Source organism: Arthrobacter sp. Ld5 (assembly GCF_051172775.1).
In the GTDB taxonomy this organism is placed as follows: Bacteria; Actinomycetota; Actinomycetes; order Actinomycetales; family Micrococcaceae; genus Arthrobacter_D.
Genome location: NZ_JBPKBO010000014.1, coordinates 126,484 through 142,936 on the forward strand (window position 1 = coordinate 126,484; position 16,453 = coordinate 142,936).

The 16,453-nt window shown below is 72.6% G+C and carries 14 protein-coding genes; 7 read left to right on the forward strand and 7 right to left on the reverse strand.

The window, feature by feature from the left end; all coding sequences use genetic code 11:
• Positions 1-55 precede the first annotated feature (55 nt).
• Positions 56-613: a M15 family metallopeptidase gene (locus tag ACSGDB_RS04900; protein WP_434993322.1), complete on the forward strand. Its 558-nt coding sequence runs from the start codon at positions 56-58 to the stop codon at positions 611-613.
• Positions 614-645: 32 nt separating this feature from the next.
• Here the strand turns inward: ACSGDB_RS04900 and ACSGDB_RS04905 are convergent, their stop codons facing one another.
• The gene (locus ACSGDB_RS04905; RefSeq protein WP_434993323.1) at positions 646-1,380 is read right to left on the reverse strand and encodes an SDR family NAD(P)-dependent oxidoreductase; all 735 of its coding nucleotides are present in this window, start codon (positions 1,378-1,380) and stop codon (positions 646-648) included.
• Positions 1,381-1,557: 177 nt separating this feature from the next.
• Here ACSGDB_RS04905 and ACSGDB_RS04910 point away from each other — a divergent pair, with 177 nt between their 5' ends.
• The 3 genes from ACSGDB_RS04910 to ACSGDB_RS04920 are packed head-to-tail and all read left to right on the forward strand — an operon-like array spanning position 1,558 to position 6,701.
• The gene (locus tag ACSGDB_RS04910) at positions 1,558-2,970 is read left to right on the forward strand and encodes an MFS transporter (protein WP_434993324.1); all 1,413 of its coding nucleotides are present in this window, start codon (positions 1,558-1,560) and stop codon (positions 2,968-2,970) included.
• 3 nt (positions 2,971-2,973) lie between these two features.
• Positions 2,974-5,136 (forward strand): molybdopterin oxidoreductase family protein, encoded by a 2,163-nt coding sequence (locus ACSGDB_RS04915; protein WP_434993325.1) that lies wholly within the window; start codon positions 2,974-2,976, stop codon positions 5,134-5,136.
• Positions 5,133-6,701 (forward strand): FAD-dependent oxidoreductase, encoded by a 1,569-nt coding sequence (locus ACSGDB_RS04920; protein ID WP_434993326.1) that lies wholly within the window; start codon positions 5,133-5,135, stop codon positions 6,699-6,701. The genes ACSGDB_RS04915 and ACSGDB_RS04920 overlap by 4 nt, the downstream gene beginning before the upstream one ends.
• Before the next feature lie 34 nt (positions 6,702-6,735).
• Here ACSGDB_RS04920 and ACSGDB_RS04925 read toward each other — a convergent pair whose 3' ends face one another.
• The 3 genes from ACSGDB_RS04925 to nirB are packed head-to-tail and all read right to left on the reverse strand — an operon-like array spanning position 6,736 to position 11,582.
• Positions 6,736-7,857 carry a uroporphyrinogen-III synthase gene (locus tag ACSGDB_RS04925; RefSeq protein WP_434993328.1) on the reverse strand — a complete coding sequence of 374 codons (1,122 nt, stop codon included), beginning with the start codon at positions 7,855-7,857 and terminating at the stop codon, positions 6,736-6,738.
• Positions 7,854-8,897 carry a uroporphyrinogen-III C-methyltransferase gene (gene cobA, locus ACSGDB_RS04930; RefSeq protein ID WP_434993329.1) on the reverse strand — a complete coding sequence of 348 codons (1,044 nt, stop codon included), beginning with the start codon at positions 8,895-8,897 and terminating at the stop codon, positions 7,854-7,856. Before cobA ends, ACSGDB_RS04925 begins: the two co-directional genes overlap by 4 nt.
• Positions 8,898-8,900: 3 nt before the next feature.
• On the reverse strand, positions 8,901-11,582 hold the full coding sequence (gene nirB, locus ACSGDB_RS04935; RefSeq protein ID WP_434993330.1) for a nitrite reductase large subunit NirB: 2,682 nt from the start codon (positions 11,580-11,582) through the stop codon (positions 8,901-8,903).
• Positions 11,583-11,807: 225 nt separating this feature from the next.
• Here nirB and nirD point away from each other — a divergent pair, with 225 nt between their 5' ends.
• The 3 genes from nirD to ACSGDB_RS04950 all read left to right on the forward strand — a co-directional run bounded on the left by nirD (position 11,808) and on the right by ACSGDB_RS04950 (position 13,811).
• Positions 11,808-12,167 carry a nitrite reductase small subunit NirD gene (gene nirD, locus ACSGDB_RS04940; protein ID WP_434993331.1) on the forward strand — a complete coding sequence of 120 codons (360 nt, stop codon included), beginning with the start codon at positions 11,808-11,810 and terminating at the stop codon, positions 12,165-12,167.
• 18 nt (positions 12,168-12,185) lie between these two features.
• Positions 12,186-13,007 carry a sirohydrochlorin chelatase gene (locus ACSGDB_RS04945; protein WP_434993332.1) on the forward strand — a complete coding sequence of 274 codons (822 nt, stop codon included), beginning with the start codon at positions 12,186-12,188 and terminating at the stop codon, positions 13,005-13,007.
• 126 nt (positions 13,008-13,133) lie between these two features.
• Positions 13,134-13,811, forward strand: a complete 678-nt coding sequence (locus tag ACSGDB_RS04950; protein WP_434993333.1) for a M23 family metallopeptidase — start codon at positions 13,134-13,136, stop codon at positions 13,809-13,811.
• Between the two features lie 83 nt (positions 13,812-13,894).
• Here ACSGDB_RS04950 and glmM read toward each other — a convergent pair whose 3' ends face one another.
• From glmM to rplM, 3 genes are all read right to left on the reverse strand, one after another.
• Complete coding sequence (gene glmM / locus ACSGDB_RS04955; protein ID WP_434993334.1) at positions 13,895-15,250, reverse strand: phosphoglucosamine mutase; 1,356 nt, start codon at positions 15,248-15,250, stop codon at positions 13,895-13,897.
• A 112-nt stretch (positions 15,251-15,362) separates the two neighbouring features.
• Positions 15,363-15,860: a 30S ribosomal protein S9 gene (gene rpsI, locus ACSGDB_RS04960; protein ID WP_043440692.1), complete on the reverse strand. Its 498-nt coding sequence runs from the start codon at positions 15,858-15,860 to the stop codon at positions 15,363-15,365.
• Positions 15,861-15,900: 40 nt separating this feature from the next.
• Entirely contained in the window at positions 15,901-16,344 is a 444-nt protein-coding gene (rplM, locus tag ACSGDB_RS04965; RefSeq protein WP_043440690.1) for a 50S ribosomal protein L13, read from the reverse strand.
• Positions 16,345-16,453 lie beyond the last annotated feature (109 nt).

Here is a 16,453-nt window from a genome sequence, read left to right on the forward strand (position 1 = left end):
CGCCGCGACCCCCGCCCCGGCCGCGCACACGGACCCCGCTGCCGTCGACGTCGTCGTGAACAAACGCAGGCCCCTGACGCCCCTGGACTACGCGCCCGCCGACCTGCGCCGGCCCGACGTCGCCACCCCCACCGGCTTCGACCTCCTGCGCCCCGACGCGGCGACGGCGGTGGAGGAGATGTTCGCGGCGGCGGCGGCCGACGGCGTGGACCTGACCATGGTCAGCGGGTACCGATCGTTCGCGGACCAGGAATCGACCTACGCGTACTGGGTGGGCCAGTACGGCGGCCCGGCCGGCGCGGACACCGTGTCCGCCCGTCCGGGCTACTCGGAGCACCAGACCGGCCTCGCCTTCGACATCGCGCAGGCCGACGGCGCCTGCACCCTGGTGCTCTGCTTCAAGGACACGCCCGCTGCGCAGTGGGCGGCGGGGAACGCGGCCGAGTTCGGGTTCATCCTGCGCTACCCGCTCGGGTTCCACGAGATCACGGGCTTCTCGGCGGAATCCTGGCACTTCCGCTATGTGGGCAGGGACGTCGCCCTGGCCATGAAGGCGGCCGGGACGGAGACCCTCGAGGAGCACTTCGGCCTCCCGCCGGCGCCGTCCTACTGAAGCGCTCCCCTCGTCCTGAGCGGCTCGAGGGGTCAGCGGCTCCCGGGCAGCGGGACGCCCGTCTCCTTTGCCAGGGCGTCGAGCAGCCGGTCCTGGAACTCGAGGTCGTGCACGGCGGCGTGGGGTTGCCGCCGGGCACGGTGGAACCAGTATTCACCGGTCACGAGTGCCTCGGGGTCCTCGGCCGTCGCGAGCCACACCTGGGTCCGGTGACCGAGGTCGAGGTCGTCGGGCGCGTCGGGGCCGCCCATCCGTGTGGGGACCCAGCCCGGATCCACCGCGTTGCTCAGGACGTCGGGGCGCAGGCGGGCCAGTGCCGCGGAGAACGTGGTGAGGAAGAGCTTGCTGTCCCCGTAGCGTCCCGGCATGCGGCCCCGCCAGTCCACGCCGTGCAGGGACGGACGCCCGCTGTAGTGCGAGCCGCTGCTCAGGTACACGTGGCGTCGCGGGCCCTCGAGCAGTGCGGTCAGGAGGTAGGGGGCGATCACGTTGACGGGCATGACCGCTGGTCCGCTCCAGAGTCCCGCGTTGTGGATGACGGCGTCGGGCGACTCGCCCTCGTTCAACTCGGCAGCGATCCGGAGGACCGCCCTGCGGTCCCCGAAGTCCCCCACCACGAGCCCCGCACCCTGTGCCGTGAGCGGTGCCAGTGCGCCGGCCCGCTCCCCGGTGCGGGCATGCACGACGACGTCGTGCCCCTGCCGCAGGAGGTCCTCCGCGGCCGCCCGTCCGAGCCCTTCCGTGGATCCGGTGACAAGGACCCTCATGGTCGTCCTCCTTCGTGGGATCGGGTGTCCGCTCCGCGGCGTGCACCCGAGACCTCACGGTACCGGCCCGGCGTGGATAGGTGAACGTCACGGAGCGTTTACGCGGCACGCGGGGGACGGAAACGCGCGCTCGCTAGCGTCGGGGGAAGCAGCCGCACCAGCCCCTGGAGGACTTCCGTGAGCATCGACGAAGCAGCATCTGCCGCCCTGGCGACAGCGTCTCCCGCACCGGCGACGAGCGCGCCCGCGCTGGTCCACCGGCCCGGCCGGTGGATCGACAACTGGGACGCCGAGGACACCCTCCAGTGGAACAGTGGCGGCAAGGCCATCGCGCGGCGCAACCTGCAGTGGTCCATCGCCTGCGAGTTCCTCGGATTCGTGGTCTGGCAGCTGTGGTCGATCGTCGTGGTGTACCTGCCGGCGGCGGGCTTCACCTTCTCCACCTCGCAGATCTTCTGGCTGATCTCCATGCCGTCCCTCGTCGGAGCGACGCTGCGCATCCCCTACACGTTCATGGTGCCGAGGCTGGGGGGCCGGAACTGGACCATCATCTCCGCCCTGCTCCTGCTGATCCCGACCATCGGACTCGGACTGTGCGTCTCGAACCCCGAGACCCCGTTCGGGGTGATGCTCGCCGTGGCAGCGCTGGCGGGCTTCGGCGGCGGCAACTTCGCGAGCTCGATGGCGAACATCACGTTCTTCTTCCCCGCACGGGAGAAGGGGTGGGCGCTCGGCCTGAACGCGGCGGGCGGGAACCTCGGCGCCGCCGTCGCCCAACTGGTGGTGCCCATCGCCGTCGCCCTGGGTGCCGCCGCGACCCTGGACCTCCCCCTCGCCGGCTGGATCTGGGTGCCCCTGATCCTCGCCGCCGCCTTCGGCGCCTGGAAGTTCATGGACAACCTCTCCAGCGCCCGAAGCGACCTCGCCGGGTCCCTGGCCGCCGTCCGTGAACCGCACCTGTGGATCATGGCGCTGCTCTACATCGGGACGTTCGGCTCGTTCATCGGGTTCGCCGGAGTCTTCCCGAAGCTGATCGTCGATTCCTTCCCCGCCTTCTCGACGATCGCCATGGGACCGGCGACACTGTCCCTCGCGTTCCTCGGCCCCCTGGTGGGGTCCCTCGCGCGGCCCTTCGGCGGCCGCATGGCGGACCGCTTCGGCGGAGCAGCGATCACCGTGTGCGCCTTCGCGGTCATGGCCGCGGTCGCCCTGGCCGTCGTCTGGACACTCCCCCTGGCCGACTTCTGGCTCTTCCTCGGCCTGTTCCTCGTCCTCTTCGCGGCGGCCGGTGCGGGCAACGGGGCGACCTACCGGATGATCCCCGTCATCTTCGCCCGGCGCGGCGCCGCAGCAGGGTCCGAACTCCGGGAGTCGGTGAGCACCGGCCGCAAGTCCGCCGCGGCCCTCGGACTGATCTCGGCGGTCGGCGCGTACGGCGGCTTCCTGATCCCGCAGGTGCTCAACGCCTCGAAGGGCGCCTCGGGCAGCTACGACGGTGCGTTCTACGGCTTCGTCGGAGGGTACGTCCTCATGCTCGCCGTCACCTGGTTCTTCTACCTCCGCCGCTCCTCGACCCTCGGCAAGGTCTGACCGATGCAGCAGGCAGGGACCGGGCAGCACACGCACTGCCCCTACTGCGCCCTCCAGTGCGCCATGACGGTCACCGCGTCCGTGACACACGGCGGCGGGGCCCGCGTGGAGGGCCGCAACTTCCCCACCAGCCGGGGCGGGCTGTGCCGCAAGGGATGGTCCGCGGCGGAACTGCTCCAGCATCCCGACCGCCTCACCGCGCCGCTGCTCCGCGACGCCGACGGCGTCCTCCGGGAAACCGCGTGGGACACCGTGCTGGACCTCATCCGCGACCGCGTCCTGGGCATCCAGGCCGGACACGGCCGGGACGCCGTCGCGGTGTTCGGTGGCGGCGGACTCACCAACGAGAAGGCCTACACGCTCGGCAAGTTCGCCCGCCTCGCGCTGCGCACGTCCCGCATCGACTACAACGGCCGGTTCTGCATGTCCTCGGCGGCCGCCGCCGGCAACCGGGCCTTCGGTCTCGACCGCGGCCTCCCCTTCCCCCTCGAGGACCTCGCAGACGCGTCCGTGGTCCTGCTTCTCGGCTCGAACGCCGCCGACACCATGCCTCCCTTCGTCCAGCACCTGGCAGGGGCCCAGGCCGCGGGCGGCCTGGTCGTCGTCGACCCTCGGCGGTCGGCGACCGCCCGGCTGACCGACCAGGGCAGGGGGATCCACCTGCAGCCCACCCCCGGTACGGACCTCGCCCTGCTCCTGGGCCTGGCCCACATCGTGGTGGCGGAGGGCTTGACCGACGACCGCTTCCTCGAGGCCCGGACCAGCGGGTACGACGGCGTCGTCCGTGGCCTCGCGCAATGGTGGCCGGAACGCGTGCAGGGCATCACGGGCGTCCCTGCGGCGGCCCTGCGTGCCGTCGCGCGGCTCCTCGCAGCGGGGGCCAGGCGCGGCTCCGACGGCAGCCACGGCGCCTACATCCTGACCGGCCGGGGCATCGAGCAGCACGCCGACGGCACGGACACGACCACGGCCGCCATCAACCTCGCGCTGCTCCTCGGACTCCCGGGCACGGCCCACAGCGGCTACGGGACGCTCACGGGCCAGGGCAACGGGCAGGGCGGTCGGGAGCACGGGCAGAAAGCCGACCAGCTCCCCGGCTACCGGAAGATCACCGATCCGGCGGCGCGGGCCCACGTCGCCGCCGTCTGGGACGTCCCGGAGGAGCTGATCCCCGGGCCGGGCCTGCCCGCCGTCGAACTCCTCGCCTCGCTCGGGAAGCCCGGCGGCACGCGCTGCCTCTTCGTGCACGGCGCGAACGTCGCCGTCTCCGCGCCCGACGCCGCCACGGTCATCGCGGGCCTGCGCTCCCTCGACCTCCTCGTGGTGTCCGACTTCTTCCTGTCGGAGACCGCGGCGCTCGCGGACGTCGTCCTGCCGGTCCTGCAGTGGGCCGAGGAGGACGGCACGGTGACGAACCTGGAGGGCAGGATCCTGCGGAGGCGCCGGGCCGTCGACCCGCCCCCGGGTGCCCGGAGCGAGCTGTGGATCATGCGGGAGCTCGCGCGTCGGCTGGACGCGCCCTCCCGGTTCAGCGAGGACCCGTCCACCATGTTCGACGAGCTCGCCCGCGCCAGCGCCGGCGGCCCCGCGGACTACTCGGGTCTGGACTACGACGTGCTCGACGCCGGCGCCCCCGCGTACTGGCCGTACCCGGCGGGCAGCACCGGGACACCGCGGCTTTTCGTCGACGCCTTCGCGCACGCCGACGGCCGTGCCGTGCTGGTCCCCGTCGTCCCGCGGACCGCCACGACGGCGGCACGTCGGCCGCGCCCGCTGCTCCTGGCCACGGGCCGGCTCCTCGAGCACTACCAGTCCGGCACCCAGACCCGGCGCGTCCCGGCGCTGCTCGCGGCACAACCGGCCCCGCGGCTGCAACTCCATCCCTCCACGGCCCAGGACCTCGGCATCGCGCAGGACGAGCGCGTGGTCGTGACGAGCCCCCACGGCGAGGCCCGGGCGCTGGCGGACCTCACCCCCGACATCCGCCAGGACACGGTCTTCCTGGCCTTCCACTTCGCGGACGCCGGGTCGGCGAACCGGCTGACGGGCGGCAGCACGGACCCGGTGTCGGGCATGCCGGAGTTCAAGACGACTCCCGTCCGCGTGGCACGTCCGGGTCCGCGGGACGACAGCGTCCGCGCGGACGGGCCGGAGGTCGTCGCATGAGACCGCCGGAATGCTCCATCCCGTGCCGCGTCGTCGTCGTCGGGTTCGGACCCGTCGCGGCGCGGCTCGTCGAACACCTCGAACCCCTCGTCGCCGCGGGGCTGGTCGCCCTGACCGTGATCGGCCAGGAGGCCGACGCCGCCTACAACCGGGTGCTCGTGGCCGATGTCGCCGTCGGCCGCACCCCTGAAGCGGCCATCCGGCTCGCCGACGCGGACACGCTCCGGTCCTCGGGCATCGACGTGCGCCTGGGCGCCTCCGTGGCACGCATCGACCGGCCGTTCCGCCGTGTGCTGCTGACCGGCGGCGAGGCCATCGACTACGACCGGCTGGTCCTCGCGACCGGCTCCCGCCCCGTCCGCCCGAAGCTGAAGGGCCTGGACGGGCCCGAGACCTCGCCGCTCCCACCCGGGGTCAGCTTCCTCCGCGACCTCCGCGACGCCCGGGCGGTGGCCACCGCGCTCACCGCACAGCAGCGGATCGTCGTGCTGGGCGGCGGCATCCTCGGGATCGAGGCCGCTCTCGCCGCGGCCGAGGAGGGTGGGCGCATCACCCTCGTCCACCACGGCCGCTCCCCCATGGAACGGCTCCTAGGGGACGGCGCACGGGTGTTGGCGGCCGCATTGCGGCACGCCGGCATCAACGTGGTGGCCGGGACGACCACGGGGATCGAGCTGGAGGACGGGCGATTCGCGGGGGTCGGCCTGGACGGCGGGACACGCGTCCACGGCAGCGCGCTCGTGCTCGCGTGCGGCGTGCGTCCGCGGACGGAGCTCGCCGAGGGCAGCGACCTGGCGGTCGCGGACGGCATCCTCGTGGACCATTCGCTGCGTGCGGTCGGCACGGAGGACATCTGGGCCATCGGCGACTGCGCGGAGGTGTGCTGCCTCCGCCTCTCCTGCGCGGCGTGCGCGGGCGTCACCGCACCCCAGGGCCTCATCGGGCCGGGGTGGCAGCAGGCGGATGCCCTCGGGGAAGCCTTCGCCGCGGAACTGTCCGGGGACGCCCGCGGGCCGGGCGACTGGCCGGGCGACGGGTCCGGCGGAGGTCCGGGCGCTGGTGCTGCCGGACGCCGTGATGCCGTCGTCGTGCTGAAGGCCCGCGGCGTCGACGCCGTGGTCGCGGGTGAGACGGACGTGGACCCCTGGACCGTGGAGCCGGGCCTCGCGGTGGCTGAGTGGGCGGACCCGGGGCACGGACGCTACGCGAGGATGGTCACGCGCGACGGCGTCCTCACCGGCCTCGTGTGCGTGGGGATGCCGCGTACGGGAGCCGAACTGGTCCTGCTGTTCGAGCGCGGCAGCGAACTCCCGGCGGATCGCTCCAGCCTGCTGCGGCTCGACAGCGCGGAGGGGCTGCCGGCCGCCTCGCCTCCTGGTCCGGCGGCCACGCTGTGCCGCTGTGCCGGCGTCACCCGCGGGTCGGTGCAGGAGTCCGTGGCCGCCGGGTGCGCCTCCGTGCAGGACGTCTCGACTGCCACACGGGCCGGGACGGGGTGCGGCGGATGCCACGACGACATCCGGGCCGTCATCGAGGGGCACTTCGCCGCGGCGGTCGCGTCGTGAGGCGGTGCCGGTCCGGATCCCGGGGTGGGGCCGGTCAGAGGTGCAGACGGTACCCGCGCTTGACGACCGTCTCGATCAGGGTCGGGTCCGGCAGGGACTTCCGCAGGCGGTTGACGCTCATGTCCAGTGCATGCGGCGCGCCGGCCGGGGTGAGGAGGTTGGTCAGTGCCTCCCGGCTGAGGACGGCGCCGCGGGCCGCCAGCAGGGCCTTGAGGAGTGCCAGCTGGGCGGGGGCGAGATCAACCCGGACGCCGTCCACCCGCACGGCCCGGCCGCGCACCTCGACGTGGCCGGAGCGCGTGGAGAGCTGCTCCACGTGGTGCTCGGCCAGCTGGTCGCAGACCAGTCGGATCAGCGCACCCATGCGGAACCGCTCGGGGACGATGGGCGTGATCCCGGCGTCGAGCAGGGGCTGCGCCGTCACCGGCCCGACGGCGGCCGCGAGGACGCCGTGCCGGAACCGGTGCACGAGGTCCTCCTGCATGCCCTGCTCGGCCGCGGTGCTGAACAGGGCGTCGACCGCCGGTGCGCTCGTGAACGTGACGCAGTCGAGCTGCCCGGCGCACACGGCCTCGATGAGCCGCGGCAGCCGTTCGGAACCCTCCGGCTTGATCCACCGGTAGGGCGTGACGGTGAGCAGCGTGGCGCCCGCGGCCCGGAGCCGTTCGAGCTGGTGCTCGTCGGCGTAGGCGTGCAGCTGGACGGCGATCGTGAGGCCCCTGAGGTCCTCCCGGAGGATCTGGTCCACGAGGGTCGCCGTCGTCTCGTCGGAGCTGATGCCGACGTCGTCCAGCCCGGCCGCGCGCACCGCTCCCCTGGCCTTCGGCCCCCGGACGTGGATCCGGCCGTTCCCGAGCACGTCGAGCAGGTCGTCGCCCAGCCCCGCGGCATCGGCCGCTTCGAACCAGCGGCGCATCCCGTACGCGGTCGTGATGATGAAGAGGTCCGGGCGGGCGGACACCACCGCGGCGGTGTCCGCGAGGAGTGCCACATCCTCCGCGATCGGTGCGATCTTCAGTGCCGGTGCGTGGAACACCGAGGCGCCCCGCCGCTCGAGGGCGTCGATCAGGTCACCGGACCGGCGGTCCGAGGTCACACCGATGCGGAATCCGGCGAGCTGGCCGGCGGAACCGTCGGAACGGATGGCGTCGTTCATGACGCCAGCGACTCCGTCAGACGCGCGAGGTGCGCGGCGCTACCCTGCAGCTGGAGCCCCACCCGCACCACCTCGCCGATGACCAGGACCGCGGGCGACTGGCAGCGTGCGGCACCCGCGGCGGTGACGATCGTCGACAGCGTCCCCGACGTCGTCCGCTGTGATGCGCTGTAGCCGCGCTCGACGACGGCGACCGGCATGTCGGGGCGCATCCCGGCCCTGCCGAGACCCGCGACGAGCTGGGGCAGCGTCGAGACGCCCATGAGGATCACGATGGTCCCGCCGAGGCCGGCGAGGTGACGGTGTTCGTCGTCGGTCAGCGGTGCGTGCCCGGAGACCACGGTGAACAGGTGGCTGACGCCGCGGTGCGTGACGGGGATCCCCGCGGCCGCCGGGACGGCGATCGACGAGCTGATGCCCGGCAGCACGGTGCAGGGCACCCGCGCCTCGAGGCACGCGGCGAGCTCCTCGCTCCCGCGCCCGAACACGAAGGGGTCGCCGCCCTTCAGCCGCACCACGTGCCGTCCGGCGAGGGCGTGCTGCACCAGGAGGGCGTTGATACCGGCCTGCGGTACGCGGTGATGGCCGGGCAGTTTCCCGACGTCGACGAGCTCCGCCGAGGGTGCCAGCTCCGCCAGGGACTCCGTGGGCCCGAGCCGGTCGTAGAGGACGACGTCGGCGTCCCTGAGAGCGGCGGCCGCGTCGAGGGTCAGGAGTCCCCGGGCGCCCGGTCCGCCGCCGACCAGGCTCACGTGCCCGGTGTCCGAGGCCGCCGGTTCCCGGGTCAGGAGCACGCCGGCGTCCCTGCACCGCTGCCGCAGGACGCCGTCCTGCGCAGACCCCTGCGGTGGTGCCGCAGCTGCGCCGTCCACCCGGACCACCAGAGTGGCGCCGTCGAGTTCGTCGACGGCGGAGGCGACCGTGTCGAAACGATCGACGTCGGCTCCGGCAGCCTGGTACCGGGTGACGATCCGCCGCGCCTCCCGCGCGTGGCCGACGACCACCACGCGGTGTCCGTTCAGATCGATCTCCAGCTGCACCGGTCAGCCCTCCTGAGTCTCTGCTGCTGCCGGTCCCGTCGGGACGCGGACGGGGATCACTGCGCCCAGACCCACGCGGGCGGCTCCGGCGTCGATCTCCGCCTGGGTGGCGGGGCGGCGCTGGCCGCGCTCCTCGACGAGGACGATCGACTGGTCGGCGGCGTCGGGTGCGTTGACGAAGGACCTGAAACGGCGGAGCCTGTCCGGGTCCTTGAGGGTGGCGGCCCATTCGTCCTCGTAGTGCTCGACGTGCCTGGCCATCGCGGCCTCGAGGTCCGCAGCGATGCCGAGGGAGTCCCCGATGACGACGTCGCGCACGTGATCGAGGCCCCCGTCGAGATCGTCCATCCACCGCGCGGTGCGCTGCATGCGGTCGGCGGTGCGGATGTAGTACATGAGGTAGCGGTCGATGTAGCGGACGAGGGTCTCGCCGTCGAGGTCCTGGGCGAGGAGTTGCGCGTGCGCGGGCTGGAAGCCGCCGTTCCCCCCGACGTAGAGGTTCCAGCCCTGGTCGGTGGCGATCACGCCGACGTCCTTGCTCCGGGCCTCCGCGCACTCGCGCGCGCACCCCGACACGCCCATCTTGAACTTGTGCGGGGCCCGCAGCCCGCGGTACCGCAGCTCCAGGTCGATGGCCATCGCCACGGAGTCCTGCACACCGAACCGGCACCAGGTGGACCCCACACAGGACTTCACGTTCCGCAGCGCCTTGCCGTAGGCCTGCCCGGATTCGAACCCGGCCTCCACGAGGATCTTCCAGATCTCCGGCAGCTGCTCCAGCCGGGCTCCGAAGAGGTCGATCCGCAGCGCGCCGGTCAGCTTCACGTACAGGCCGAACTGCTCGGCGACCTGCGCGATGACCGCGAGCTTCTGCGGCGTGATCTCCCCACCGGGGATGCGGGGCACCACGGAGTAGGTGCCGTTGCGCTGCATGTTCGCGAGCGCGCGGTCGTTGGTGTCCTGCAGGGTCCCGCGTCCGCCGTCGAGCACGTATTCCCCGCGCTGCGTGGCGAGGATGGAGCCGATGGCCGGCTTGCAGATGTCGCAGCCGTACCCGGTCCTCGCCTCCTCGGAGACACCGAAACGCCGGATGATCTCCTGGAAGGACGCGAGGTCGAGGGCCTGGATGGCTTCGAAGAGTTCGGGCCGTGACATCGCGAAGTGCTCGCAGATGCCCTTCGTGACGGCCCGGCCCGCCTTCGTGAGTTCGGTGTCGAGCAGCTTCTTCAGCATGGGGACGCAGGAGCCGCACTGCGTGCCGGCGCGCGAGCACGCCTTGAGGGCCGGGAGGTCGAGCGCGGGCTCCGCGGCGGACCCGTCCGGGCCGAGTCCGTGGACTGCGGACCGGCAGGCCCCGGCCGTCACGTTGTTGCAGGAGCAGAGGATGACGTCGTCGGGCAGGTCCGACGGCGGGGCGTCGCCTCCCCCGGCCGAGGAGAGGTAGGCGCCGGGCTCGCCCGGCAGTTCGCGCCCCAGCAGCGGTCTCAGCGCGGAGTAGGGTGCGGCGTCGCCCACGAAGATCCCGCCGAGGAGGGTCCTGGCGTCGTCGGTGACCACGAGCTTCTGGTAGAGCCCCCTGGCGGGATCGGCGTAGACGATCTCGAGGCTGCCGTCCGTCTCCGCGAGCGCGTCGCCGAAGCTCGCGACCTCGACGCCCGAGAGCTTGAGCTTGGTGGCGGTGTCGAAGCCGGCGAAGCCGGAGTGGCCTCCGAGGATTCCGTCGGCGCAGACCTCCGCCATCGCGTTCGCGGGAGCCACCAGCCCCATGCTGACGCCCTCGTAGTTCGCCACCTCCCCGATCGCCCAGACGCCGGGCCTCCCGGTTCCGCAGGCCGCGTTGATCACCACGCCGCCGCGGGGTGCCACGTCGAGTCCCGCGGCGCGGGCGAGCTCGTCACGCGGCCGGATGCCGACGGCGAACACCACGAGGTCGGCCGGGAGGACGGCGCCGTCGCTCAGGGTCACGTCCGTGACGCTGCCGCCGTCGTCCGTCCCGATGGCGACGGGCGCTCCCCCGCAGTGGATACCCAGCCCCTTGGCGCTGATGAGCCGGCCGAGCGCCTGGCCGCCGCCCTGGTCGAGCTGCGCGTTCATCAGCCAGCCGGCACGGTTGACCACCGTGGACGAGGCGCCGAGCTGCTGGAGTCCGCCGGCCGCTTCGAGGCCGAGCAGCCCGCCCCCGATGATGACGGCGCGGGGAGCCCGGCCGAGGGAGGCCGCCAGCCGGGCCGTCTCGGTGCGCAGCCACTGCACGTCGTCGAGGGTGCGGTAGACCGCGGCGTGCTCGGACCCCGGCAGGGGCAGGCGCACGGCCTCCGAGCCGGTGGCCAGCACGACGTCGTCGTACGCGTATCTCTCGCCGGAGGCGCCCTCGACGCACCGCGCCGCGAGGTCCAGGCGGACCGCCTGCTCGCCCGTCACGAGCCTGATCGCGGGCTCCCGCCACATGAGCGGCTCCCCGAGTCCGAGGTCCACGTCGCCGGTCAGCGCGGTGCTCAGGGCCACGCGGTCGTACCGTGCGTGCGCCTCCTCGGTCAGGACCGTGATGTGCAGCCCCTCCATGCCGCGCCGCCACAGAGCCTCGACCAGGCGGTGGGCGGCGGGCCCCCCGCCCACGACGACGACGCGCCGCTCCCGCGGCACGGCGTCCGCCTCGGCGGGTCGGGATGATCGGGTCTCGCTCATGTGGTGCCTTCCGTCCGGACCGGGGCGCTCCCGCTGCTCCCTCCACGGTACGAACAGGCAATTTCCCGGATGTGTCGCCGATGTGTCGCCACGTTAACTTCGGGCTCACCGGCGGGACTCCGCGCCGTGAGGCGCACGTTACCGCGGCGCAACGGCGCCGCGACGTCGATGACACGTCCGCCGCCTAGCGTTGCAGGAACGCATCCCGTCACCGAGGAGAACGCCATGACCGAGCTCATCCTGCAGCGTCCCGCGCCCTCGAGTACCTGGGTCGCCGTCTGCCGCATCGACGATCTCGAGGAGTGCTGGGGGGAGGCTGCGCTGGTGGACCGGGAGCAGATCGCCCTGTTCCGCCTGCCCGGCGACAGGGTGCACGCCGTCGGCAACATCGATCCACGGACCCGGGCCGCCGTCATGGCGCGGGGCATCATCGGATCACGGGGAACGGCACCCACCATAGCCTCGCCCCTCCACAAGGAGGTCTACGACCTCGCGACCGGGGCCTGCCTGTCCGGCGGCGAGGGGCTGCAGGCCTACCCGGTGCGGTGCAGGGACGGCATCGTCGAGGTCCACGTTGCCTCCTGAGGCGTGGCCGGTGCTTCAATGGCAGCCATGACCGCGAATCCGGAGCCGGGGCCCCCGCCCGTCCTCATCGCCTGCTCCCACGGCACCGACAACGCCCGGGGCCGGCGCGCGATCGACGCCGTGCGTGCGGGGATCATGGCGCTCCGCCCGGAGGTGGAGGTCCGCGAGGCGTACGTCGATGTGCAGGAGCCGGACCTCGTGGACGTGGTGGCGTCCCTTGCGGCCGGCCGCCCCGCCGTCGTCGTGCCGCTGCTGCTCTCCGTCGGCTATCACGTCAAGGTGGACATCGCCCGCGCGGCGGCGAGCCGGCCCGGAACGGTGTCGGCCCTCCCGCTGGGGCCGGATCCGCGGCTCGCCCGGGTGCTGCAGCAGCGGCTCGACGAGGCAGGGGTGGACGACGCCGACGCCGTGGTGCTGGCCGCCGCGGGGTCCTCCGACGCCTGTGCCGCGGAGGACGTCGCCGAGGTGCAGGCCGTCCTCGCCGCGCTCAGGACGGGCCGGGTAGGGGCGGGGTTCGGGTCGAAAGCCGTCCCGTCCGTCCCCGACGCCGTCGAGGCCCAGCGGGCGGGGTCGGACCGGACGGTCGCGGTCGCGTCCTACCTGCTGGCCCCCGGCTACTTCCACGACCGGTTGGCGGAGGCCGGCGCCGACATCGTGAGTGCGCCCCTGCTGCCGAGTCCGCTGATCGCGGAGATCGCGCTGTCGCGGTACGACGACGCCGTCGAGCGCCTGCTCGCGGGGGCGCCGCGCGGTTCCTCCAGCAGCGCTGCCGACTGCGACCGGCCGTGCCGGGCGCAGGTGTCCTCGTGCGTCCGGGGCGGTGCTGCCCGCGCGGACTGACGGCGCCTGTCGCGGCAGGGCCCTGCCGCCGTGGAGGCAGCGCTCCGCTCCGGGGCTCCGCCGTTCCGGGCCTCGCTCCCGGTCTCGCCCTCGCCCCGGCGACCGGCGAAGACCACAATGGAGCGCATGACGGATCCCGTGGACGACGGCGGCCCGGTGCTGCTGCGCTACCCGCTCGAGGGGAGGTTCCGCGCCCGCAACAGCCCGGCGCGTCGCGTCCCGAGCCACGGGACGGACCTGATGGGCACCACCTATGCGATCGACCTCGTCCCCGTGGACGCCGGCGGCCGGTCCGCCCCGAGGAGCTGGCGGAGCCTGGTCGCCACGGAACCGGCAGAGCGCTTCGTCGGATTCGGTGCGCCGGTGCTCGCCCCGGCCGGGGGCGTCGTCGTCGTCGCCCACGACGGCGAGGAGGACCACGCGGCGCGGCGGTCCCAGCTGGCACTCCTGCCGTACATGGCCGGGCAGGCGCAGCGCCTCCGGCACGGCCCGGGTGCCGTCGCCGGCAACCACGTGGTCATCGCCCTGGGCGCGGATGGACCCTTCGTGCTGGTCGCCCACCTGCGCCGGTCCTCGCTGCGCGTCGGCGTCGGGTCGCCTGTGCGGGAGGGCCGGCCGGTCGGTGAGTGCGGCAATTCGGGGAACAGCACGCAGCCGCACGTGCACGTCCAGGTCACGGACAGCACCGACTGGCCGACCGCCCGGGGGCTGCCGATCGCGTTCCGGACCCCACGGGGTGTCGAGCTACCGGGCGAATCGCAGCTCGTCGTCGTGCCGAGGGCGGCGTCCGGCCCTGCCGGCTAGACGCACGCGTACGCGCCGAGCGAGGCCGTCGGGTCGTGCGGACCGGTCCTACTCGTGCGCGCCGGCCGGGCTGGACCGTCGAGTCAGGCGACCGGTTCGAGGGCGAGCCGCTCCTGGACCGTCGCGGCGAGGCCGTCGGCGATACGCTGGGCGGTCGCGAGGTCGGCCGCCTCGACCATGACCCGCACCACCGGTTCGGTGCCCGAGGGGCGCAGCAGTACGCGCCCGGTCTCGCCGAGGGCGGTCTCGGCCTCACGGACCGCGCCCTGTACGCCGTCGTCCGAGGTCACGGCGGAGCGGTCCACGCCCTTGACGTTGATGAGCACCTGGGGCAGCTTCGTCATGACGGCTGCGAGTTCCTTGAGGCTCTTGCCGGTCCCGGCCATGCGGGAGGCCAGCTGGAGGCCGGTCAGGACGCCGTCGCCCGTGGTGGCGTGGTCGGCGAAGATGACGTGACCGGACTGCTCGCCACCGAGGCTGTACCCGCCGTCGCGCATCCCCTCGAGCACGTAGCGGTCCCCCACGCCGGTCTCCTTGACGGTGACGCCGGCGTCGCGCAGGGCGATCTTCAGGCCCAGGTTGCTCATGACCGTCGCGACGAGGGTGTCGTCCTTGAGCTTCCCGGCGTCCTTCATGGCGAGGGCCATGACGGCCATGATCTGGTCGCCGTCCACGACGGTGCCCTCGTGGTCGACGGCCAGGCAGCGGTCGGCGTCGCCGTCGTGGGCGATGCCGAGGTCCGCACCGTGCTCCAGGACCGCGGCCTGCAGCTTCTCGAGGTGCGTTGAGCCGTAGCCGTCGTTGATGTTGATGCCGTCGGGATCCGCACCGATGACCACGATGTCCGCGCCGGCGTCGCGGAAGACCTCGGGCGAGCAGCCGCTCGCCGCGCCGTGGGCGCAGTCGAGGACCACCTTCAGCCCTTCGAGGCGGTGTGGGAGGGTCCTGAGGAGGTGGACCAGGTAGCGGTCCTCGGCGTCGGCGAAGCGTTGGATACGCCCCACGTCACCCGCTACGGGACGCAGCCTGGGCTGCGCCATCTCGTCCTCGATGGCGTCCTCGAGCGCGTCGCTGAGCTTGTTGCCGCCCCGGGCCAGGAACTTGATGCCGTTGTCGGGGGCCGCGTTGTGGGAGGCGGAGATCATGACGCCGAAGTCGGCGCCGAGGTCCGCGACGAGGAACGCCGCGGCCGGCGTCGGCAGGACACCGGCGTCGTACACGTCGACGCCGGAGCTGGCGAGCCCGGCCTCGACGGCCGCCGCGATGAACTCGCCGCTGATGCGGGGATCGCGGGCGATGACCGCGGTGGGGCGGCGTCCGTCAGCGGCGTTGTGGCCGAGGACCACGGCGGCGGCCTGGGCCAGCTGCAGGGACAGCTCCGCCGTGATCAGGCCGTTGGCCAGGCCGCGGACACCGTCGGTTCCGAAAAACTTGCTCATCGTGATCATCCTCAATGCAGAACAGGGAACCGCTCGGGCGGGTCCTCGAACAGGTTAAAGCACGATGCCCGCCCGGGAGGCCCGGACGGGCATCTGGCGTGTCCGTGAAGGATCAGCGCTTGGAGTACTGAGGCGCCTTGCGTGCCTTCTTGAGACCGGCCTTCTTGCGCTCGATGACGCGGGCGTCACGAGTCAGGAAGCCTGCCTTCTTGAGGGCGGGGCGGTTGTTCTCGCGGTCGATCTCGTTCAGCGTGCGGGCGACTCCGAGGCGGAGTGCGCCGGCCTGGCCGGAGGGCCCGCCGCCGTGGATGCGTGCGATGACGTCGTAGGCGCCGTCGAGCTCGAGGAGCTTGAAGGGGTCATTGACTTCCTGCTGGTGCAGCTTGTTCGGGAAGTAGTCGGCGAGCTCGCGCCCGTTGACGATCCACTTGCCGGTGCCGGGGACGAGGCGCACGCGGGCGACAGCTTCCTTGCGGCGTCCGACGGCTCCGCCGCCGACGGTCAGCGCGGGACGCTCCTTGACGGCGGTCTCGCCGCCTTCGGTGGACTCCGAGGTGTAGCTCGTGAGCTCCTCGGTCGGTTCGTTCAGCTCTTCAGTGTTCTCAGCCACGGTTCTCCTTGAAGTGATTTCTTAGTACTGGTGGCCAGGACTACTGGGCGACCTGAGTGATTTCGTATGTCTTGGGCTGCTGTGCGGCGTGGGGGTGCTCGGCGCCGCGGTAGACCTTCAGCTTGCCGATCTGCTGTGCTGCGAGGGAGTTCTTGGGGAGCATGCCACGGATGGCCTTCTCCACTGCGCGCTCCGGGTTCTTGTCCAGGAGTTCCACGTAGGTGGTCGACTTCAGGCCGCCCGGGTAGCCCGAGTGGCGGTAGGCGCGCTTCTGCTCGAGCTTGGAGCCGGTGAGGGCTACCTTTTCAGCGTTGATGATGATGACGAAATCGCCCATGTCCATGTGGGGAGCGAAGGTCGGCTTGTGCTTTCCGCGGAGCAGGATTGCGGTCTGGCTGGCAAGACGGCCGAGGACGACGTCGGTTGCATCGATTACGTGCCACTGGCGGTTGATGTCGCCTGGCTTCGGGGTGTACGTACGCACGGTTATGGCCTTCGTTTCTATTTCGGTGTCGCCCGTGACTACGGAAGCGTCCGTACCCGCGGGCTCAGCTTATTCATGCGTTACCGGAACTTCAGGTGAGGGCTGAAAT